The 19,802-nt window shown below is 58.6% G+C and carries 25 protein-coding genes and 1 pseudogene; 7 read left to right on the top strand and 19 right to left on the bottom strand.

Translation table 11 applies throughout. The annotated features are described in order from the left end of the window. Positions 1-566: 566 nt before the first annotated feature. From AC0V7N_RS02130 to AC0V7N_RS02115, 4 genes are read right to left on the bottom strand one after another with little or no spacing between them, the layout of a single operon-like run. A complete protein-coding gene (locus tag AC0V7N_RS02130) occupies positions 567-707 on the bottom strand; it encodes a hypothetical protein (RefSeq protein ID WP_475454281.1) in 141 nt (46 codons plus the stop codon). Positions 708-751: 44 nt separating this feature from the next. Then, positions 752-1,210 carry a hypothetical protein gene (locus tag AC0V7N_RS02125; RefSeq protein WP_475454279.1) on the bottom strand — a complete coding sequence of 153 codons (459 nt, stop codon included), beginning with the start codon at positions 1,208-1,210 and terminating at the stop codon, positions 752-754. Next, on the bottom strand, positions 1,207-1,971 hold the full coding sequence (locus AC0V7N_RS02120) for a hypothetical protein (protein ID WP_475454277.1): 765 nt from the start codon (positions 1,969-1,971) through the stop codon (positions 1,207-1,209). Before AC0V7N_RS02120 ends, AC0V7N_RS02125 begins: the two co-directional genes overlap by 4 nt. Before the next feature lie 31 nt (positions 1,972-2,002). Then, complete coding sequence (locus AC0V7N_RS02115) at positions 2,003-2,281, bottom strand: hypothetical protein (protein WP_475454275.1); 279 nt, start codon at positions 2,279-2,281, stop codon at positions 2,003-2,005. Positions 2,282-2,422: 141 nt separating this feature from the next. On the opposite strand from AC0V7N_RS02115, the gene AC0V7N_RS02110 reads away from it, so the two are divergent. The 3 genes from AC0V7N_RS02110 (at position 2,423) to AC0V7N_RS02100 (ending at position 3,965) form a co-directional block, all read left to right on the top strand. After that, positions 2,423-2,671: a helix-turn-helix domain-containing protein gene (locus AC0V7N_RS02110; RefSeq protein ID WP_475454273.1), complete on the top strand. Its 249-nt coding sequence runs from the start codon at positions 2,423-2,425 to the stop codon at positions 2,669-2,671. Between the two features lie 336 nt (positions 2,672-3,007). Then, positions 3,008-3,616, top strand: a complete 609-nt coding sequence (locus AC0V7N_RS02105; protein ID WP_475454271.1) for a hypothetical protein — start codon at positions 3,008-3,010, stop codon at positions 3,614-3,616. Positions 3,617-3,761: 145 nt separating this feature from the next. Next, positions 3,762-3,965 carry a hypothetical protein gene (locus tag AC0V7N_RS02100; protein ID WP_475454269.1) on the top strand — a complete coding sequence of 68 codons (204 nt, stop codon included), beginning with the start codon at positions 3,762-3,764 and terminating at the stop codon, positions 3,963-3,965. Positions 3,966-4,299: 334 nt separating this feature from the next. Here AC0V7N_RS02100 and AC0V7N_RS02095 read toward each other — a convergent pair whose 3' ends face one another. Continuing rightward, positions 4,300-4,923, bottom strand: a complete 624-nt coding sequence (locus AC0V7N_RS02095; protein WP_496627678.1) for a DapH/DapD/GlmU-related protein — start codon at positions 4,921-4,923, stop codon at positions 4,300-4,302. 244 nt (positions 4,924-5,167) lie between these two features. On the opposite strand from AC0V7N_RS02095, the gene AC0V7N_RS02090 reads away from it, so the two are divergent. Beyond that, positions 5,168-5,350, top strand: coding sequence for a hypothetical protein (locus AC0V7N_RS02090; protein ID WP_475454265.1), 183 nt, complete (start codon positions 5,168-5,170; stop codon positions 5,348-5,350). A 1-nt stretch (position 5,351) separates the two neighbouring features. Here the strand turns inward: AC0V7N_RS02090 and AC0V7N_RS02085 are convergent. Beyond that, positions 5,352-5,583 (bottom strand): annotated as a pseudogene (locus AC0V7N_RS02085) (hypothetical protein). 123 nt (positions 5,584-5,706) lie between these two features. On the opposite strand from AC0V7N_RS02085, the gene AC0V7N_RS02080 reads away from it, so the two are divergent. Continuing rightward, positions 5,707-5,991 carry a hypothetical protein gene (locus AC0V7N_RS02080; protein ID WP_475454261.1) on the top strand — a complete coding sequence of 95 codons (285 nt, stop codon included), beginning with the start codon at positions 5,707-5,709 and terminating at the stop codon, positions 5,989-5,991. Between the two features lie 196 nt (positions 5,992-6,187). Here the strand turns inward: AC0V7N_RS02080 and AC0V7N_RS02075 are convergent, their stop codons facing one another. Beyond that, positions 6,188-6,409 (bottom strand): DUF768 domain-containing protein, encoded by a 222-nt coding sequence (locus AC0V7N_RS02075; RefSeq protein ID WP_475454259.1) that lies wholly within the window; start codon positions 6,407-6,409, stop codon positions 6,188-6,190. A 112-nt stretch (positions 6,410-6,521) separates the two neighbouring features. Further along, positions 6,522-6,809 (bottom strand): hypothetical protein, encoded by a 288-nt coding sequence (locus AC0V7N_RS02070; protein ID WP_475454257.1) that lies wholly within the window; start codon positions 6,807-6,809, stop codon positions 6,522-6,524. Positions 6,810-7,106: 297 nt separating this feature from the next. On the opposite strand from AC0V7N_RS02070, the gene AC0V7N_RS02065 reads away from it, so the two are divergent. Further along, entirely contained in the window at positions 7,107-7,307 is a 201-nt protein-coding gene (locus AC0V7N_RS02065; RefSeq protein WP_027031480.1) for a hypothetical protein, read from the top strand. 294 nt (positions 7,308-7,601) lie between these two features. Here the strand turns inward: AC0V7N_RS02065 and AC0V7N_RS02060 are convergent, their stop codons facing one another. Then, positions 7,602-8,888, bottom strand: coding sequence for an NRAMP family divalent metal transporter (locus AC0V7N_RS02060; protein WP_475454255.1), 1,287 nt, complete (start codon positions 8,886-8,888; stop codon positions 7,602-7,604). Between the two features lie 582 nt (positions 8,889-9,470). On the opposite strand from AC0V7N_RS02060, the gene AC0V7N_RS02055 reads away from it, so the two are divergent. Continuing rightward, on the top strand, positions 9,471-9,923 hold the full coding sequence (locus AC0V7N_RS02055; RefSeq protein ID WP_475454253.1) for a cupin domain-containing protein: 453 nt from the start codon (positions 9,471-9,473) through the stop codon (positions 9,921-9,923). A gap of 350 nt (positions 9,924-10,273) precedes the next feature. On the opposite strand, the gene AC0V7N_RS02050 is transcribed toward AC0V7N_RS02055, so the two are convergent. The 10 genes from AC0V7N_RS02050 to AC0V7N_RS02005 form a co-directional block, all read right to left on the bottom strand. Continuing rightward, positions 10,274-10,933: a hypothetical protein gene (locus AC0V7N_RS02050; protein WP_475454251.1), complete on the bottom strand. Its 660-nt coding sequence runs from the start codon at positions 10,931-10,933 to the stop codon at positions 10,274-10,276. A 26-nt stretch (positions 10,934-10,959) separates the two neighbouring features. After that, the gene (locus AC0V7N_RS02045) at positions 10,960-13,170 is read right to left on the bottom strand and encodes a right-handed parallel beta-helix repeat-containing protein (protein ID WP_475454249.1); all 2,211 of its coding nucleotides are present in this window, start codon (positions 13,168-13,170) and stop codon (positions 10,960-10,962) included. A 419-nt stretch (positions 13,171-13,589) separates the two neighbouring features. Beyond that, the gene (locus AC0V7N_RS02040; protein ID WP_496627677.1) at positions 13,590-16,049 is read right to left on the bottom strand and encodes a hypothetical protein; all 2,460 of its coding nucleotides are present in this window, start codon (positions 16,047-16,049) and stop codon (positions 13,590-13,592) included. Next, on the bottom strand, positions 15,991-16,428 hold the full coding sequence (locus AC0V7N_RS02035; RefSeq protein WP_496627676.1) for a hypothetical protein: 438 nt from the start codon (positions 16,426-16,428) through the stop codon (positions 15,991-15,993). Before AC0V7N_RS02035 ends, AC0V7N_RS02040 begins: the two co-directional genes overlap by 59 nt. Continuing rightward, complete coding sequence (locus tag AC0V7N_RS02030; protein WP_496627675.1) at positions 16,425-16,766, bottom strand: hypothetical protein; 342 nt, start codon at positions 16,764-16,766, stop codon at positions 16,425-16,427. The genes AC0V7N_RS02035 and AC0V7N_RS02030 overlap by 4 nt, the downstream gene beginning before the upstream one ends. Positions 16,767-17,095: 329 nt before the next feature. Then, on the bottom strand, positions 17,096-17,383 hold the full coding sequence (locus AC0V7N_RS02025; RefSeq protein ID WP_475454243.1) for a MerR family transcriptional regulator: 288 nt from the start codon (positions 17,381-17,383) through the stop codon (positions 17,096-17,098). A 202-nt stretch (positions 17,384-17,585) separates the two neighbouring features. Then, positions 17,586-18,527 (bottom strand): DUF7146 domain-containing protein, encoded by a 942-nt coding sequence (locus AC0V7N_RS02020; protein ID WP_475454241.1) that lies wholly within the window; start codon positions 18,525-18,527, stop codon positions 17,586-17,588. Continuing rightward, positions 18,524-19,042 carry a DUF1376 domain-containing protein gene (locus AC0V7N_RS02015; RefSeq protein WP_496627674.1) on the bottom strand — a complete coding sequence of 173 codons (519 nt, stop codon included), beginning with the start codon at positions 19,040-19,042 and terminating at the stop codon, positions 18,524-18,526. Before AC0V7N_RS02015 ends, AC0V7N_RS02020 begins: the two co-directional genes overlap by 4 nt. Then, entirely contained in the window at positions 19,039-19,590 is a 552-nt protein-coding gene (locus AC0V7N_RS02010) for an HNH endonuclease (protein ID WP_496627673.1), read from the bottom strand. The genes AC0V7N_RS02015 and AC0V7N_RS02010 overlap by 4 nt, the downstream gene beginning before the upstream one ends. After that, positions 19,590-19,802 carry a hypothetical protein gene (locus AC0V7N_RS02005; protein WP_475454234.1) on the bottom strand — a complete coding sequence of 71 codons (213 nt, stop codon included), beginning with the start codon at positions 19,800-19,802 and terminating at the stop codon, positions 19,590-19,592. Before AC0V7N_RS02005 ends, AC0V7N_RS02010 begins: the two co-directional genes overlap by 1 nt.

Genomic DNA, 19,802 nt, shown 5'->3' with positions numbered 1-19,802 from the left:
GTAGGCATTGCGGCGCTGGCGTTCCTTCTCGCTGCGGCGTCAACCATCCATTCCTTGATTTTCGGCTGTCCGCATGGCGGCAAGTACCATTGTGAGCAGCGCATTAATCGCTACGTCTGTGGCTGTCCGGAATCGTAGCGCCGATGCCCGGAGATAGCCTGCGGCGGTTTGCCTGCAACTCGATAGCATAAATGAAGGGGAAAGCCGTCGCGCTAAGCCCGTTTCATCTGGCGGATTAACCACCTTCGCATCGCCGCTCGTTCAACCAGTCATTTCTCACCTTGGGCCGCCTCCCGTGCTGGCGTCACGTCTTGTCGCCGTTTGGATTTGGTACTGGTGCCTCTCGCACGTCTCGCGGCGGCGGATCGATATGCTTAGGCTCCGGGGCTGCTTCGTCATCGACAGGCGTCTTTTTCGGGTCGGGCGCGGGCCGTGGCTTTTTGGCTTGATTTGGCATCGGTTCCTCCGTCACCTGAAACCAAATAGCCGTTGTCTTTGTTCCGGTGTCGGCAACTTAAAGGCCCGTCACCAGAGGCAGCGGGCATCAACTGTCATAAGGGCAATGATCAGCAGCGTACCACGAATACGAAGCCGGTCTGATGGTCGACCTGGACCCGCCAATCCCCACCATGGATTTCGGCCATCGCATTTGCGATCGAAACCGCCGCCTGCTCGACCAGCGCTGCCGCCTCAACCATAGGCGACATGCCAGCGGCCATTCCCCGCAATTGCGCCAATGCCTCCTCGGCCCTCATAAGGACACCAGCACTTCCTGCGACTTCAAGTCGTCGTGCCACATGACGGTTTCGCCATCTTCTAACGGTTCCGGCTCGTCGCCTGCGTCCTGCTCGCCATCGAACAAAGAGACATCGCGCGCGGTGCCGTAGTCGGCCAAGGCAAGATGCTGGTCGGTGGCGCTCGACCAGCCGAGAGAAGGCTCGTGCTCGTCGCCGCTGTCCTCTAGGTCGGCATCGTCCATTTCACAATCGTCGTTCAGCCCGCCAGCTTGCGGGCCTCGATCCGTCCAGCCGATTGACGGCTCATCGTCTGCGGTTTCCTCCAGATCGCAATCGGCCTCCATGAGATCCAGCGCGGTAATCAGGCTCATAGCTCGGTCTAGGAGGTCGTTCAGGCGCTTCTCGACCGACTGGCGCCATATGCGAGGGTTCACCCCCTTCGGCATCCCGAGGGGCTTCAAGACGGCGCTCATGCTGCACCGCCTTCCGAGGCCCTAACCGCGTCTTCCAAGGCCTCGACCGGCAGGAACGACCAGAGCAGCGCGTCAATATCTTCGGACTGAAGGTCGCCATATCGGCCGGTGCAGAATTCAAGCAAAAATTCCGCCTTGATCCCATGTTCTTCCATGCTGGTGCACCGGTAGGCACAGACGGCGTTGATCGAACTGCGCTCTGCGTCGGAAGCTGCGTCGCGCTCTGCAAGGGCCTGTTCAAGACCAACGGCACTACGCCTCGCGCGCTCTTCCTTGATCAGCCTCTTCAACGTCCGCAGATCGGTCTGCTCGGCCTTGCGAAGCGCGGCGGTCGAGTGCTTCGCGAGGTCGGGAGCGACCTTGTGCAGCGCAATCAATTTCTGCGCCTGCTCACGGTAGCGGCGCTTTATGTCGTCACGCAGATCGTCTTCCACGCGCTCCAGTTCTGAATAGTGAAGGCTGTGCGATTGCCCTCCGCCGATTGAAAGCGGAACATAAAGCTCGGCTGTCTTCGGCAGGTATTCCTCTTCCAAGGGGGTGGCGCGTTCGATCGCTTCTTCGAAGCGAGCGTAGGCGGCATGCTTGGCCTCGATCAGCGCCAGCAATTCGGCCGATACCCCTGCCTCGGCGGGCACAGCCTTGGCAGGCGTCGAGAGAACGGTGATCGCAGAGACGAGCCCTGCGCTGGTGACGGCAAGGGCGGTGCGACGGTTCAGAGTGGGCATGCCTTCGGCGGCTGCCCGAACTGTGATGTTGGACATTGTAATTCTCCCTATGTTGAAAACTGGCAGTCTACGCAGCCAGCGCTGCGAGTTCGGTTTCGAGTTGACGACGACGCGGTTCGGTGTTGACGCGAGAAGACTGGTATTTCAGGTGATCGATTTCGACGGCGATGCGGTCGGCGCGGGTTTCGGCGACGGTCATTCCAGCCGACTTTGCTTCACGCCATGCCTGAGCCAGATAGAAGCCGAAGTCAGATCGATTGAGCTTGCGCGCCAGATGGGGACGAGCGGCGAAGTGGGCGTTCCACTTGGCCCAGGCTGCTTTCATGATCTGCGAGCGGTTGAACATTTAGGCTTTCCCGTGTACTCTTACGGTTCAAATATAAGCCTTTTTAGCCTACCCATTAACCAATGTCAACCATGAAGGTTTACTCGTCAGCTAAAAAAGCTTATATGGCAGCCAATTTGCATTAACCGAGGTACACTACGAATGATTTCCGGGGATCAGGTCAGGGCGGCGCGAGCGCTCCTTAACTGGACGCAGCAGGAACTGGTTGCCCGAAGTGGGCTATCGTTCACAACGATAAAGCGCATGGAATCGCTGGGTACCGGCCGAAGCTCTGCAGACAATGTGAGTGCTGTTCAACGGGCGCTCGAAGCCGGCGGCATCATGTTCATAGCCGAGAACGGTGGCGGCGCCGGGGTGAGGATGGCAAAGCCGGTGAATAGCGCGCAATAATTCTAAGGATAGCGGGATTATCCGATCGGCATCAGTTGCCATGCCAATCGACTCTGGGCCAGCTTTTCACGCCAACTACGCGAGGAGAAAGCTTTGTCCGAGATCCGACCCATTGCCCCAATAGACGTCACAGGGTTGAAGCCCGCTTTGCCATCCACATCATTACCCGTCTGCGAGATGGTGGACCCGCTGTCGCTTTTCGTTGACGGGGCCTATCAGCGGTCGATTGGAGAGAATGGACGCCGCCAGATTAGGCGAATGATTCAACGTTTCTGTTGGACGCGTTTCAAGCCACCCATCTGTGCCTACGGCCGCCACGAAGACAGGAACGTCTTAATGGTCCTTGACGGTCAGCACACAGCCATCGCTGCAGCCAGCAATCCCAATATTGACCGAATTCCGGTGATGATTGTTGATGCGCCAGAGACGTCGGCTCAAGCTGCGGCTTTCGTTGGTCAAAACACCGACCGGCTGGGTGTTACGCCACTCCAACTCCACCAGGCGGCTGTGGTGGCGAAGGATGAAGATGCGCTAACCGTCGAGCAGGTATGTGAGCGCGCTGGCGTGGTGGTCGTTAAAGGGCCGGCTGGCAATTCGCGCTACAAGTCGAGAGAGACGATCGCGGTAACAACCGTCAGTGGTCTTGTCACTCGCCAAACTGCTATGGGTGCTCGCCGCATTCTGGAGGTGCTGGCTAATGCTGATCTGGCGCCAATTACTGGTCATCACATACGAGCCGCCGAGTACTTGATGACCAACGCCGACTTTTGTCAGAAATTCGATCCTGCTGATTTGACTACCGCCATCGGCGAGCTCTTTTTGACGGCCGAGGATGAGGCCAAGGTGTTGAGCCACGCTCACAGGCTTCCATACTGGAAGGCTCTTGCCGTAATCTGGTTTCGAAAAACGAAGAAGCGTAAATTGCATCTTCGTGTTGCGGCTTAGGTCTTAGCCGACTCTGGAGCGTTTCGACTTAGGGTCGGCACCCTCACTTGGCGTGTCGGCCGCTTTCGGCGTGGCCTTTCTTCCGCCACCCGAGGCGCGTTCATAGCCCTTCACGTTTTCTACTGAGTAGCCCAAAGGAGTTCACATGGCCGCTACCGCAGTTCTGGTCTGGTATCTGGTAATCGCCGGTCCGCAGGGCGGCATGGTGGTGCTGCCCAGCACCTTCGACAAGCGCGAACAGTGCTCCGCCGCCATCGCCGAATATCAGAAGCAGCCGACACCGACCGGCTGGTCTGTACAGTGTGTGCCGAGCGCCTCCCCGTTCACCGACAATGGATCAGCCGAATAGCTGCGTTGTCGATTACCGGCTTACCGTGGCGGCTGGTAAAGCCCGCTGCCTACTGGTGAGCGGGCAGCGGGCCTTTGTTTCAGCGGGTGGAGGCCCACCGGGCTGCAAATGTGCCGTTCGCTGCCGATGGACGGTTAGCTGGCGCTGCCAGAAACAGCCACTTACGAATCCGTAAGGAACTCACGCGGGGCCCTTGTTTCAGGGTGTGCTAAATTAGGCCGATGAGGCTCCTGCTTATCGCTTTTGGCGTTCTGTTTTTTATGGCGCTTGCCTTTTGGGTGACAGTCAGTTTGATCCACGGGACGTGATCTCACTGTTCACGCCCCGAGATGCGTCACGCAGCCGGTTCACCCTCGGCTTCGCCCATGGTCCCCGTTGATTGCTGCGTTACTGCGTCTAGGAAATGTTCGGCATCCATCGCCGTCAAAATCGCGAGGCGTTCGCCGATCAAGCCATCGCTCCAGTTCCACCACTCCAATGCCAGCAGGCGCGCAATGACATCAGGCGCGAATCGGTAACGGATGACGCGAGCTGGATTGCCGACCGCGATGGCATAGGGCGGGATGTCCTTGGTGACGATGCTTCCGGCACCGAGAACGGCCCCGTTGCCGATCGTGACGCCGCCGAGGATGATACAGCGAGCACCAAACCATACATCATTGCCGACCGTGGTAGGTCCCTTGCTGAAGGCTTCAGCGCCATTGCGGATCTTTCCGTCAACGATTCGAAGCGGATAGCTGGTCACAGTGTCGACGCGATGCTCTGCCGCGCCGAGAAAGAGCACACCCGGGCCAACCGAGCAGAAGGAACCTATTCGTATTGGCGATTTCTCATGCGCACCCCAAAAGGAGTTTTTCACGAGCCCGTAGGTATGACGACCGATCTCGACACCGGGCAGCGGCGGCAAAGGATTCTTCTTTAGCCCCAGTTTTATGCGAAGCCCTCTAAGCAGTCCCACCGGCTTTTCCTCCCAGAAATTGCTCTGTCATAGGAGCCTGGTCGGTCATTAAACGGCCGTCCCGTCCTTCATGCTTCTAGTATATTAGCACTAGCGCATATATTCGCCAGCCGGCGCCCGCCCCGAAGCCCCGCCGGTTAGGCCCGGTGCGCTACTGCCCGACAAGTGTGCGCCGGGCCGCCGCAATTGCCCGTCCTTTTGCCTTCATTGGGGGCATCTAGCCAAATGTGCTATGATTCGCCTTATGGGCAAGAAAGCAAAACAGAAGGCCAAGCAGGCGATTGATGCGCCGTTAGAGGACGGGCTTGAAGCGGAAGCCGCCTACTATGCCCGCAAGGTCGGCATCACCAGAGACGAGGCTCTCACGATCATCCGGGAAGCTCACGGGCCGAAGCTTTACATAGTCCGCAAGGACAAGAGCACATAGGTCACTGCCGCACCGGCCCCGTGGTGTTCCACCGGATGAACGGAACTTCCCGCCCCAATCACTTCCCGCACTGCCCTCAACAGCGCCTCATGCAGGACACGCGTTGCCCGGTAGTGGTCGCAGTGTGGCGATATGAACGGCTTGATGATGCTTAGGTGCAGCGCTTCCGCTGCCACCAGAAAGCGCTCGATTTCAGCCTGCGATAGTTGTTTTGACGGTTTGGACCTAGCCATTGCGACACCTTTTGAGAGTCGCCCCACCCGTCCTCAAAAGAGGAACATATTCCTGTCCCGTCAAGAGGTATTGACTCTCGGGTTCTCATTTTGTTCACTGTCGGCAAATTGGAGACATCAACGATGAAACCGATCATTGCCACCGAATCTGAACAGCCCGAAATTTTCGCAACGGTAAGACGCGAGATGCCCGCAATACACCGGGCCGTCGACAAGATGGCCAAGCAAATGCGCGGCCTCTCAGATGTCAGTCAGAAGCAGGCCATTGCCGAATTGACGGCCATTTGGGTCTTGGCGAACTATCCGGAAGACCTCGATCTCGCTTTGTCGCTTTCTGAGGCGATACGCCATCAGACCGACATCAATATCCGGGAGAGCAAGAAGACCGCCGGCGGCGCGCGCCACTGATGTGAGCGACGAACCGATCAAGCTTGCCGAAGGCATGACGGCAGTGCCGCGCGACCGCGCCAGAGTGCTCGGTCATACATGCGAGCATGACGGCTGCGGCAAGGTCGCCGGATTGGGCTTCGCGCGTCCGCGTAGCGAACCGCACTGGTTTTGCTTCGAGCATCGCGCAGAAGGCGATCGGCACCTTTAGCGTAGGCTACTCGGGCAAACCCGGCTCATAGTGAACGATGGCATCGAGGATCGTGCGATAGAGGCTGTCTACCTCTTCGTCTATCTCAAGGCGTTTGATGCCCAGCGCCTTCGCATCGGCGATCAGCTTTTGCGTCAGTTCGTCAACGGAGATGACATCGGCCTTCGCTGACTCGGGGACGTTGTTGGCCAGCCATCGGTCCAGGAAGTTGATGCCGCGTGTGCTCATCTCGTCATAAGTTGCCGAGTGGCATGAGGTTCCTTCCTCCGAAAAATCCCGCAAAGAGTGACCCCAGGCTGTCCGAAGGCGGGCATGCCCGCCTTCGACGCTCGGCCTAGATTCAGCCGCCCATCATCTTTGCCATCGTGCAGAAATCTGAGTGCGACTTGTTGAGTGCAGTATCGCCGCAGTCTTTCAACACCGCCTTCTGTTCATCGGGTTTCATGGCCATCCATGCGGTCTTGAAGTCAGCCTTCGACTTCATCGTCTTCATGCCGGCATCCGTGAAGAACGGCGACATTTTCGCCGGATCATCGAGCGCGGACGTCCCGGTGCTGCTGCCCGCAAGCGCCGAGCCGGTCATCATTGCAAGCGCCATCGCGCCCATCGTGAGCATCTTGAAATTCATGGAATATTCCTCCTGTTAAAGGCTGCTCAGATAGCAGCTTGTTCCATCAACTCCGTTCTCGATAAAAAGTTTCGCCCTCAATGTCGCCCTTTCGACGTTGGCTTGAAGGGCTCGCCTCACTAGCCTCGTTGCCGGGTTCGCATCTGCAGCGGCGGGCGCCCCTAGGGATTGTCGGGACTTGCTGGGGTATTGTTTTGCGCCCCTGCCGGGTTAGCGGAGGCAGCCAACAGAGAAAGGAGATGACCCCTTACGAATCCGTAAGTCGTACTTTTCAGCCCGTCCTACTATGGGTGGCACATGAACAAACATCCCGCCGTGGAAGCCGATCCAGCCAACCGTCCTTACGAGGTTGAAGCGTTCGCCGAGAAGCATGGCTTAACGTTGAAGGCGGCTGACGTGATCTTGCTTGCGAACGGGCCATCGCGTGTCGCCTGCGACGCCGCAGCGAAGGCATTCCTCGCCGCAGTGGCAGGACGGTCCCAGTTCAAGGCCGACTGACGCCTAACAGCCATCGATCTTACTGGACCATGTCCTACGCGCCAACACGCGTCCCGAGCATCCTGGCGCGCGCCTTTGGCAAGCTGCCACGCGCTTTCACCCGTCCGCACAAACCGTAAAGCGCCCTCCGGTCCGGTCCAACGCAACTTACCGATACTGGCCCCCTTGCGGAATGACTCGAATAACCGACTGTCGGAAGCGTACATTCAGTCTATCGGCGATAAAGCTACGGGCATCGCTGATTGAGAGGTGTACCGCACTCTCGCAGGCTAACCAGTGTGGAAGGTGCTAAGCCTAACCAAACAGTTGGACTACCATGATCGCCGCCGCCGCAGCCATAACGGCTGTCGCAACCCATCCGATCAAGCGCATTGAGAGCGGCACAGTCACCTCGCCCATTATTTCACTGCGGGCGGTCATCAGCATCATGACGGCCATGACAGGGACAGCCACCACGCCGTTGACAACGGCGCTCCAATAAAGTGCCTTGATGGGGTTGATAGGTGTGAAATTGAGACACGCGCCAACGAGAGTTGCCACAGCGATAGTCGCATAGAATGCTCTGGCCGCCAGCGGTTTGCGTTCGAGACCGACGGGCCAGTTACGAGCCTCCCCCAAGGCGTACCCGGCAGAACCGGCAAGGACTGGAATTGCCAGAAGTCCCGTCCCGATGACGCCGAGCGCAAAGATGGCGAAAGCAAAGACGCCGGCGACCGGCCGAAGCGCTTCGGCGGCCTGGCTGGTGGATTCGATATCCGTTGTGCCGTTGGCATGGAGTGTCGCCCCAGCCGTGATCATGATCGCAAGGGCAACGATGTTCGAAAATGCCATGCCAACATAGGTGTCCAAACGGATGCGCTGAATCGCATTTTCGGCCTGTTCTGGGGCCTTCGTTAAGGGTTCTCGCAGCGGCTTAGTCTTCTGGTCTTCGACCTCCTGTGAGGCCTGCCAGAAAAACAGATATGGGCTGATGGTCGTGCCGAAAACAGCGACCACCGCAGTCCAGAACTGCGCATCAAGCGAGAACCTGGGAATGAAAAGGCCTTTTGCCACCTCTCCCCATGGTACATGAACGAAGAGCACCGTGCCGAAATAAGCAAATAGGGATAGGGTCAGCCACTTCAGAACAGAGACGTAGCGGCTGTACTTGAGGAAGATCTGCAGCACGACGGAGATCGCGCCAAAGAGGACGACATAAAGGAGCGCGGGGCCGCCAACGATGAGCTTCAGGGCGTCACCCATGGCGCCCAGATCGGCGCCAATGTTGATGGTGTTGGCGATGAGCAGAAGCACCACAACCGACTGGAGCAGCCAGTTTGGATAATACTTCCGCATGTTTCCGGCGATACCGCGCCCGGTGGTTCTGCCGATGCGAGCACTGATTTCCTGTACCACGGACATCAATGGATAGCTGAAGAGCATCGTCCATGTGAGCCCAAACCCGAACTGCGCTCCGGTCTGTGAGTATGTTGCAATCCCGCTCGGATCGTCATCAGAGGCTCCTGTAATCAATCCAGGGCCAAGGACACCAAGTAGCCCCGGCTTCGGGCCGACAACCGGATTTGCTGCTTTCGCGCTCAAGATAATGACCCGTCTAAATCTAGGAAACCGCTAGCCAACGTCCAGAATCGCCAAAAGCTCCCGATCTATAATCGGCCGTAGTAATATTTGCTGAAAATGAGTGCCGATCCCCCGCAGAGGATCGGGCCAACCAGCGTCACGATTGGATGACCCGGCAAGAGTATATCGAGCAGCAAGACGGCTATCGTGCTGGCCAGAGAAATCGCTAGCGCCGCGCCGACTAGAAAAACAACCCTTTGAAGGTGCGACATCGCTATCGCTTCTCCGTGCCGTGCCGCGCGCGTTTATTCTGGCAATAGTGGCTCATAATGTACAATCGCATTGAGCGCGGTTTCATAAACGCTGCCGCGTCCTCGGCGGGGTTGGTTGCGGGGATCTTGATGCTTGCGCATTGTGGATTCGGGGGGCATTCGCGTTCCCACGGTTGGTCCCACGCTAACTCCAACGTCGCGCTATCGGCGGGTGTGCTTTTAGAAGCCGTGTCGAGGCGAGCTTCAATCCGGAGGCATCCGCGACACCAAGCCAATGCACAGAGTGCCTGGCCAAGGTTTGGCCTGGGCATTTTCCAAATGGAGATTTCAAATGTTCAAATTCACTTCGGCCGTACTGCTTCTGTTGGTCAGCACGGCGCCGTTGCTCGCCGACGATTTGCCGGTCAACGCCGACGCGATCAAATGGGGTCCGGTTCCGCCATTTCTCCCGGCAGGCGCAAAAATGGCGGTGATCGCCGGAGACCCGTCGAAAGACGGAATCTTTGTTCTTAGGCTGCAAATGCCAGCCAACTACAAGATTCCCGCTCACAACCATCCGACTTCGGAATATGTCACGGTGCTGTCCGGAGATTTTAACATTGGCATGGGCGACAAGCTTGATGAGGCAAGGGGCATGCACCTGACGGCGGGCGGATTTGGCGTTGCACCGGCTCAGATGAACCACTTTGCCTGGACGACCAGCGCGACGATTGTTCAGGTCCACGGCGAAGGTCCGTTTGCGATCACATATGTCAATCCGGCGGATGACCCAAGCAAGCAATGATCTGCCGTTGCCCAAATAGGCAGTAGGATCAAAGGCGCGCTGTCCCGAGGACCGGACAGCGCGTATCCGGGAGACCCTAGTCGCGGCCCTATTATCTGTCTGCGGTAATGTTACGGATCGTTTCGTTTGCACGGGCCACGAGGTCGGCATAAGCGCGTCGAGCGGCCACTGCCTCGCAAGTGTATCGACCGTGCTTGTATTGGCCGTGAGCGGGGCCAATCGGCGCTCCACCACCGGCCCCATGAAACCGGCAGACACGATGCCCGCGTTTAGCTGGCGCCTTGCATGCAACCCCGCTGCGCTTGCTGCGGGCTTGGCACCGTGGCGCCGCGTGCGCCTTGTCCATGAGGTTACCGGTCATTTTCTTGAGCCACCCCAGCTCCGTGAGAGACGTTGCCGACGATAGCCTGGCCGCCTTCCCGCACCGTAACGTGCTTCACAATCACCCGCTGCTCGCCCTTGCTGCGATACCGCTTCAGCGCCTCTACCTGAGCGGCAAATGTCCTCGCAAGCCTGTTCACGCTTCGCTCGTAAGCCTCTAACTGGCTGTTGTTCGAGCTGTTAGCGGGCAACGTCGCTACGAGATTGGCAAACCGCATCATCGACATGTGAATTGCCGCCATCTGTGAGGCGATCAGCGCCTCAGTTGGATCTTGCGGATTGATCCCTCGGGCAATCGCCACGGCATAGTTCATCGTATCCGGATCAACTGCATTGTCCTTCTGCGCCAAGCCAGTCAGATCCTTCAGGAGACCCACCAGGAGCTGGTATTCCGTCACCCCGAAAGCTTCCATCATCAGGTCGTAGGCGACTGCTAGATCAGGATGGTTCGGCTGGATGCGCGCCTGCGTCGTCTGCTCACCTTGGACTTGGCTAGCCTTCAGGTACGGAGCCTTTCGGGTCGCTTCCTTGCGTTTGGCAAATGCCGACAACGCGGCTGCCTCCGGCGCAGTAGGCTGGTATGCGCATGGTGCATTCGTTGCTAGGCTCAGATTGTGGACCTTGCCCATCAGTGCCTGTCCCTACTCATCGCTTCTCAATGCACCATCTTCCTGGCCGTCAGCGTGCCGGTATAGGTGATCACCACGGCCTCGTTTGGCTCAAGCTGAATGCAGAGAGAGGCATTAGCACCCGATGCGGCGGGCAGGATCGACACGCCGCCTTGCGTGGCTGCGGTAATTGAAGTGCTGGCAGACGTGTAGACCGTCTCTGGGGATGGTCCGGCCGTGTAGGTGTAAGGGGAAGCACCAGGAGTGATGCCCGCCGCTCCTACAGGGTTGTAGCCCGCATTTCGTTCGATGCGCGTATTGCCCAGCCAAGCGCCGGCTATCTTGTTCGTGCATGCGACAAAAGAGTTGTCGTAAATCATCGCATCCGTCGGCGTGCCGTCCGAAAAGATGCCGTACAGGTGTCCGCCGATGCGATTGCCTTGGATGCGAATGCGAGACACGCTTGTGTTCAAGGAGAAGCCAGCCGTAGCGCCGGGACCATTGACTGTGTTGTTGATGAAATTGCAGTCGGCGATTGCAACGCCTGTGAGGCCCACTCCCGCCACAGCGTTGTTGATGATGAAGCAGTTGGCGAAGTTCATGTTGGTCACAGAGGCGCTAGCACCAGGCGCAAATTGTACGCCATACGTCCCTGAACTGCTGAACCAGCACTGCACAAAATCGCAGCCGGTGATCGCACCCGTGCTCGTCGGGGTAATGGAAAGACCCGCGCCCAATGAGGTGTCGAACCAGCAATTGGTGAAGCGGCAATAGGCAACGGATTGGCCGGCAGCCGGAGTGATTTGGCCTCCGTTGGTGCCAGCGAGAAACTGACAATTGGTGAAGCTGTAGTCGCCTCCATTGTCGATATAGAGGCATGCAAATGGATGGGCGACACCATTCCAAACGACGATGAGATTGGCGAACTGGATAGCGACGCCGCCGTGTAGGCGCAAGCCAATGCTGGATGAACTGCTGGTGCTGATGTTTCCGTTGTAAACTTCGACAGTCGAGACGGCAGCAGACAGGAAAATTCCCTGGAAAGTGCCGGTCATGTCGAAGTTCGATATATAGACGACGCTCGCCGAGATATCGATGTAGCTGCCGGCAGTGCGAGTAACGGTCGTCCCGAACGAGATCCGGTCTAACGTGAAATAGCCATTCGAGACGGTGAGAAGATTTCCTGTGGCCGAAGTCGTCTTAAGAACGACCTTGGCGCGGCTCTCTCCGATCCAAGTCGCGAACGAAGACGGCGTGATGGCGGCAGACACAAGATAGTTCCCGCTCGGGAAATACAGTGCCTTGCCCAGTGCGGCGGCAGCGGCATCAGCAGCAACGATGCCGGCTCGGCTGTCTGAAACGCCCGTGGGATCAACGCCAGTGAAATCGAGGATGGAGATGCGGTCCTGGTTCCAGGCTTGCCAGGACCGGGTTAGCGAGCCCGTGCCTCCTTGGGTGTAGCCTACCCATGACGGGTCAGCACCCGCGCCATTGGTCTGGAACAGATAGCCAGCAGTCGAAGCCGCCAGCCGCGCGTTCGTAGTAGCATTGCGAAAGATGACGTCGCCGCGCGTCGTCGTGGGGGAGAGCGCATCAAACCCGAGCTGAGCGGTGGGTTGTCCCGTGCCTCCATTGGCAACTGGAATTTGTCCGTTGATCGCTACGACGGGGTTGCGCGGGTCGGTCGCGTTAACGGCGATATTGGTGCCAGCTACCACAGACCGGACGCCATTGTTGGTTACAATGGGGTGTTGTGGGTCGGTGCCGTCGACGCCAATTCCGGTCCCGGCAACGACCGATGCTACTGCCCCGATATTAACCGCCGAAGGCACGGGGTCGGACAGGACATAGAACCCACCGTTGTACCAGAAAGAATGGTCATTCCCGGCATACATGTCGCCAGCCGCGAGAGGCACGTAGCCGGATGCCCCCGCTTTAACGATGGTGCGCGGATTGGTGCTGCCGATTTGGAGAGATGGCGTGGTTCCGACATTCGACCGATCGATGCGAAAGGTGAGGAGTTCGAAGAGATTGAGGTGATCGACGCTGGCCTCAGTCTGGACAACGTACGCATCGCCCGTGCCGCTAGTCTGATAGGTTGGGTTGATCTTGTTCCAGAAGCGCTTGGTCGCAGCCATCATCATGCGGCCGGTCTGGTCCACGTAAGCAGGCATGCTCCCTTGTGGCCAGCCGGCGGGTACGGGTTCGCTGTTTCGGTCGTCGCGTTCGGACCAGGCTACGTCTGCAATATCGGGCATTTTTGGCGCGCTAGGCTCCTGTGATTAGTCAGGGCCAATGGACCACGCGCGCGAGTCTTTGAGGATTGGAAGCGTGTGCCCTTGTGTGCACCTCTGTGCCCGCGTTTAGCCTCTGGAAAGGCACATGCCGCCTCAATCTTGTGAAATTGCGTAAACGGTATTAAATGCGCCGCTATGCGCGAAGGTAGCCGTCGCCATGCCGCTTGGGGCTTAAAGAGGGCCGGATTTGCACCCCTACGAACCGCCAAAGACGCTTACCGATATCGACCAAAGGTTGCTTGATATCTATTTGCTGCACGTAAGCGCTAACGCGAAGCTTGAGAGGATCGCGCACCTGCTTTCGTACGGGGTCGGTGCCTTTTTTGTCCTCGCCGTCATCATCATTTATAGGCTGGCTAAATAATGCGCCGCGCTCTGGCCTATGCACTTTGCACTGCTGCAATGATCGGGGTTTTTTTACTGATCCGGTTTATATTCAATAACACCGGCGACGGGTTTGGAGACGGCTTGGCCGTTGGCGTCGGGACAATGGCCTTTCTATTCTGGATAAACGAGCGCATCGACAGACGAGCCCGCCGGTAGCTACTGGAGCGGGTCTTGCGCACAGTCAGTTCAAGCGGCTGGCCTTTCTTTACTGGCGAAGGCCCTCCCGAATATACTGGCAGCGTACCCTGAGGTGTACCCCGAAGCAGCATGTTGCCGATATCCTCGGTGCCCGTTCCAAGAGCGCTTTGAACCATCTTATTGCCGAGATAGGGGCTGCGGAGAACGGTTCCGAGACCACGACTTACGCCCGCGCCGACCACCGCGCCACCAAGCGTAGGCAGGATAGCGGCAGGGTTGGCGGCGAGAGCCCCGATGCCCATTGCGCCACCGCCGGCTCCAGCCCCGCCGAGTAGATTATTGAGGAGTCGAGAACGTTCAGCGGTGCCGCTTGATGGCGCTTCCTTCAGGAATTGCTGTCCGATACGCCCAAGGTCCACGAGATCCGCGCCCTTGCCATAGGCCGCATTGCCATAGGATTTTGCTGCCTGGGTCATCAGAAGCGCGGGCGAGATGTCACCAGTCGCTGACTTTATCGCCAACGGCTCGACCGTCTTCAAGGCCTTCCATTGGCTACGGGCCGTGCGGAGGTCTGAAAGAACATCAGTAGGTGCCGAACGCTCCAGAGTGCCATCTATGGCGTCCCTGATTTGGCTAGCCGAATAGCTGACGTTCGGGTCCGCGGAATTTATCAGGCGGTCAAGCGGCGCGCCCTTGCGGGTGATGGCCTGATAAGTCTTGCCGTCAATGGCAGAACCTCCATCACCATACTGCTTGACGATCGTCAAAAGTTGGTTGCGCAGCGGTGTGACTTCGGACGGCTGGAGCGTCTGCTGGGCCTCGGCATAAATCTTCTTTATGTCGTCTGAAAACTGGCCATCCGCATTGATGGTCGGCGTGCGCGTGGCCACGCTGTCGAAGACACCCCCAATGCGCTTTTTCGCAGCGTCAATAATTTCTGGCGTGATCTCCTTCGCGGTTTCGCCGAAGGAATTGGCCACGGCGCTGTTGAAAGCGGTCTGCTGGGCTTCCTTGGCCGCTGTACCGCCACTCAGAGGCAGACGGTTAACCACGGAATCCAGAAACTTGATTGTCGGATTGGTTGAAAGTTGGCCGGGACCGACATTGATGCCGTATTTGTCGCGAGCGAGCTGGGCAAACTGCGCAACGCGCTGCGAAACACTCCCGCCGCCGATGAGCTTATTGACGCCAGCGCCTACTGCGGCACCAGCGGCAGGCATAATACCGCCTACAATCCCGCCAAATTCTGCACCTCGTTTAATCGCTTCGGGGTCACCTCCAGAGCGGACGCCGGCATCGGCGCCACCAAGCGCCGAACCGGATAGCGCGCCCAAAGCTGTGCGAGTGCCAATGCCGCCCGACATGCCAAGCGCGGTGCCAACGGCAGGAAACGCCGACGCAAGGCCCCCCATTGCCCCTACGCCGCCGGCAATCTGTGCGCCTGTGGCCAAGATCGGATGATTAGACTGAAATTGCTGGTCCTGGCCATTCTGTTGGTTGAGAGAATTCTGGTAGCGCTCGCCGAATGTTCCGCCCTGAAGCTTCCACGAATCGGGCAGGAATGGATTAATCGCTGGTGCGATCGCGGCATTCGTCGCCGCATCCATGCTGTTAAGCGCGCCACCGATGATAGGCACGCCCGTACCAGCTTGCCGAATGAGGTTGTTCCCCATCGACACGACGGGACTGCCGTATTTGTCGGCGAGGCCGATACCCTTATCGATCACGCCGCCAATGGTTTGGCCGATCGATCCGGGAGCTTCAGACGGAGCAGCAGCAACGGCAGCGACGGGAGCCTGCGCATCCAGATTGATGCCGAAAGCCTTGAGAGGGTCATCTTCCTGCGCAGACGGCTGCGGCTGTGTCGTCTGCGCCGCCGCGTTGTCATCCAGTTTAATGCCGAAGGCAGCGAGAGGATCAGCATCCGGCGCGGCCACAGGGGGCACAGGAGCGCGTTCGACCGCATCAGGGGCAGCAGACTGCGGCGCGGCTTGAGGTGCTGTCTGGGGTGCGGCCTGATCGCCAATCAGCGGCGTAAAATTGGCCTGCTGACCGCTGAAGGGTGGCGGGACGTAGTTGACGGTCTGGACCGGATTGGCGGGCGCGCCCTGAGCCAACTTGTTCACCGCGCCGACTGCCAGCGCTGTGGCGCCCTGACTTGCTAGCGCTAGCGCAGTCGAACGTTGGTCCGCAGGCACCGTAAGATTTTCGAGACCTTGCGGCTTGTGATTGGCCATCTGGAAAAGCGCGGCCTGTTTATCGGTCAGGCCATTTTCCCAAGACCCCAGCCATGCCGAGGCCGTTGCCGCCGCCAAGGTCAAAGTGCATGAGGTCCATCGCCCCATACTTGCCCTTACTGCCGCCGAAATAGCCGCCCCAGCGGAATTGATCACTTAGCTCGGGGTATTTCTCCTGCTGCACTTGGCGCGCAGCCTGAGCAAGCTGCTCGTAGGTCTGGAATGTCGCAGGCGTTTGATAATTAGGCAGCGGCTTGCCATCGGGGCCGATGATGCGAATGTCGGTCGCTTCGCCTTTGCCGTGAAATCGCGGATCTCCTGGACGATAGCCGGAATACGCCTCCACCTGCATACCGGTGCGGGCGGCGGCCTCCTTCAGGATATCGATCAGTGCCGGGTTTACCTTGTCAGCGCCACGCGCAACAAAGTTACCGACTTCGGAAAACTGCCCCGTCATTCTGAAACCCTCCAGCCGGGGGGCGAGCAGATCCCCAGTTTGTGCGCGGTATTAAGCGAGGCAACTAGGCGCGTCTTTTCGGCAGCCGAGAGCGAATCGAAGTAGCGCTGCCGATCCTGCTGCCCGAGCAAGTCGAAGGCATAGGCGACTGGATCCTGTTCGAGGCTCCAGGCAGCTACCCGATCCGAAAAATCGTGCTCGTCCTCACCCGATAGCTCGAAGGCTCGGGCCTGTGCGGTGCGCAAGCGCTCCAGCATGGCGGGATCATCCTTGGACGACGAATAGCTCGCCTCCTCGTTCAGGACAGGAAATCTGTTGATCGGCTGAGACTGGCCCATTGGTCAGCGTGCCGCCATGTCGCCGGGATGGAACACGCCGCTGAAATGGCCGCCCGCGTCGCGTAGCTTCTCCGCTGTGGCGCACAAAACTAGCTCGTTTACGGATATGCCACGTCTGGCGGCGGCATCGAAAAGCGCAGCCCTGAAGCCCGAAGTAACCCGGCCGCCATTGAGGGCAACGGGAACGATTTCGTCGTTCCGCGATCGACTTTCAGAAATGACATTCATTTTGGCGAGCAGAGACTCCCTGTTGTCAGACAGGGAAATTAGACCACGCTGGAAGGCCCTTGAGGATTGGAAACGTGTGCCCCTGTGTGCACCTCTGTTACCTATTCGGGGACGCCAACTTCGCGGATGAAGCGCAACACGTCGGGGTGCCCGCGCTCGCCGTTGCGAAATATCTCAAGGGTGTCCATTTCGCCTTGCCGCACCATCAGCAGGGCAATTCGGCTAATCTCGATCGGCGCGGACGGGCTAGTCTGCCGACCGATGCCATAGCGCTTTACCCAACAGCGAATTGTCTTGGTTGATTTGCCAGTTTCGTATGCCGCCGCCTTCACGTCGCAAATTTCGTCGCGGCGCATAAGGACAGCTTTGGGCTTTGGAGCGCTGTTCATCGATAGGCCCCCGCTCGGACAATGGCCGCCTGGCGGCAAGCTTCAATCGATTCCCTCACGGAAAGGCCGAACTGAGCCCGCAAGCGAGGCAATACAGCCGCAGGGCCATCCATGCGGCGCGCGGCAAGCCATTCTGCGGCCTGACTGATCGCTGCATTTCCCGGCGAGGGCTGCTGAGTTTTCGGGGTCTGGCTTTCTCCGATCATGCCGCACCTCTCATGGCAATGCGGCGGTCTTCTAGGAGGACATCGTTCCAGTCGGTCCCGATAGCCTGGGGGATCTCGATCCGCACCCTCAGACCCTTGCAAGCCAGCCGGTGCGCCAATGCATAGGCCGCCGCCTGGCCCCCGTACTTTGGGTCATTGTCGCCGAACACCACGACTTCGGACACGCCAGCCGGCACTATCCATTTCTCAAGCCCTGTTGAATTTACGGCCGACCAGCAAGGGATGCCGAATAGGACGGCTGCGGCCAGTGCTGTTTCAATTCCTTCGGCAATGCCAAGGACGTGGCCATGTGTGGCCAGTCGGATAGCGGCACCATCTGGCAACGCCCCTTGCATCATTCGCCGAGGCTCGCCGATTTCGGCTTTGCGCCCGTCGAGCGTCAGGAAAGTGCGATGGATATTTACCGGAACGCCCTCAATATCGACCAAGGCGGCAAGCATCGCCGGTCGAAACGACCCATCGTCGGAAAGCTTGGTCCGTGCCGAGTAGCGGAGCGCGTCAGGATATCGACCCCCTAGCCCACGCATCGACAGGAACCGCGCAACCGGGTCGTTGTCGCTGATCTCGACCGAACCGCGCCATAGGCGATCGAGGGCGGCTCGCTTTTCGTCCGGTGCTAGATCCTTTTTTTTCTGGGTCACGATAGGCGCCGCGCCAATGTGCTTTTCAATCTCCACCGCAGCCTCTTTGAAATCGAGGCCCAGGAACTGCATGACGAACTGGACGCCGTCGCCGGCACCGCACCGAGAACAGAAGAACGTGCCCTTGCCGTCCTTGTTGTCGAAGCGAAACCGGTCCTTGCCGCCGCACATAGGGCAAGGGCCATGCTTCCCGGTCAGATGAGTGGAAGGCACCCCCAGCGCGCCCAGGATGCCGTGCCAGCGCCCTTGCGCCCTGTAGCGAAGCTTCCCCGTCATGCGACACCGCCGAAGGCTTCCCTGCCAAGGCCCACGGGAAGCGTGTCGCTCTTATTTCCCGTTGAGGTTTTTCCGTCTTGGATAGGGTTATTATTCTGTATGTGGTTGTGGTTGTAGTTGCTTTCCAAAGGCTTTTCGAAGGCTTTAACCGTTGAGAAAGCCTCGCTTTCTGAAGGCTTTATGCCTCCCTTTTCTTCCTTGCGGGGACGACCGCCTTTTTTCCCTGCCGCTGAAAGGTTTTGGAACTTAGTTTCGGCCTTGACCCGTTCGGCCTCAACCCGCTTGTGGAACCACCCAGATCCGAAGAATGGGCGGATTGCAGGCCTTACTTTTGCCCACTGATCCAGGGGCAAGCGCGCGATGCGCGCAAGCCTAGTGTCGTCGTCCGGCAAACCATTCTGCTGCCAGTAGTGCATGATCAGCAGCAGATACGCGCCATGTTCCTCCGTGCTGAGATGCGACGTGTCCGCGAGATAATCGGGGATATGCAACGGCATCCAAAAAAGGTTGCTCATCGGACGACACCCCCGCTGGAGAGCGCCGAGGCAAACTCACCATAGTGGTAACGTTCTGCCTCTTGCCGAGCTGATATAGCTGCGGCCTTGTCTTCGAAGTGGCCGAGTTTTACGATCTGGTTGTCGAGACCAATAAACGCCTGCCATTTCTTCCGGCTGGCGATGAAGGACACACCAACCGTGCCACTCGTGTTGGATTTCCCCGGCTTGCGATTCCTGGCATTTTGCAAGGGGGTGGCTTCACGCAGGTTTTTCCACCGATTGTCGGCTCGCATGCCGTTTCGGTGATCGACAAGATGCTTCGGCCATTTGCCCGTCACCATCAGCCAGATGACGCGATGCGCCCGGTATAGCCGGTAGTCGATTTCGACCTGGGTATAGCCGTCAGCGGTCCTTGTTCCTGCTAGGGCGCCGCTCGCTACACCTCTGGGGACGCGCCACCGGAGCGCGCCAGTTTCGGGATCGTAGATCAGCAGTTCACGTGCGCGTTCTGCAGTGAGCGCCGGCTGTCTTTTCCGATATTCGGCGATACTTGTTTTTCTGGCCATCAGCGCACCCCCAGCCCTGCCATGCGGCAGACGTCGAATGCTGTGGCCGAGGGAACCCGGAAGCGTGCGGCGATGACGGCGACGGCATATGAACCGTCATCAATTCCAATTGATGGTCCGGAGCGATTTTGGTAGAAAGATGCCGCTACAGCATTCTCATCTACCGGAGCGGTCAGCCTGCCAGGGCTGGCCGTTTCCGTTTGGAGGGTCAT

This window comes from Mesorhizobium kamtschaticum (assembly GCF_056174585.1).
The sequence above is the reverse complement of the archived record's forward strand: the minus strand, read 5'-3'. Positions and strand labels throughout refer to the sequence as shown.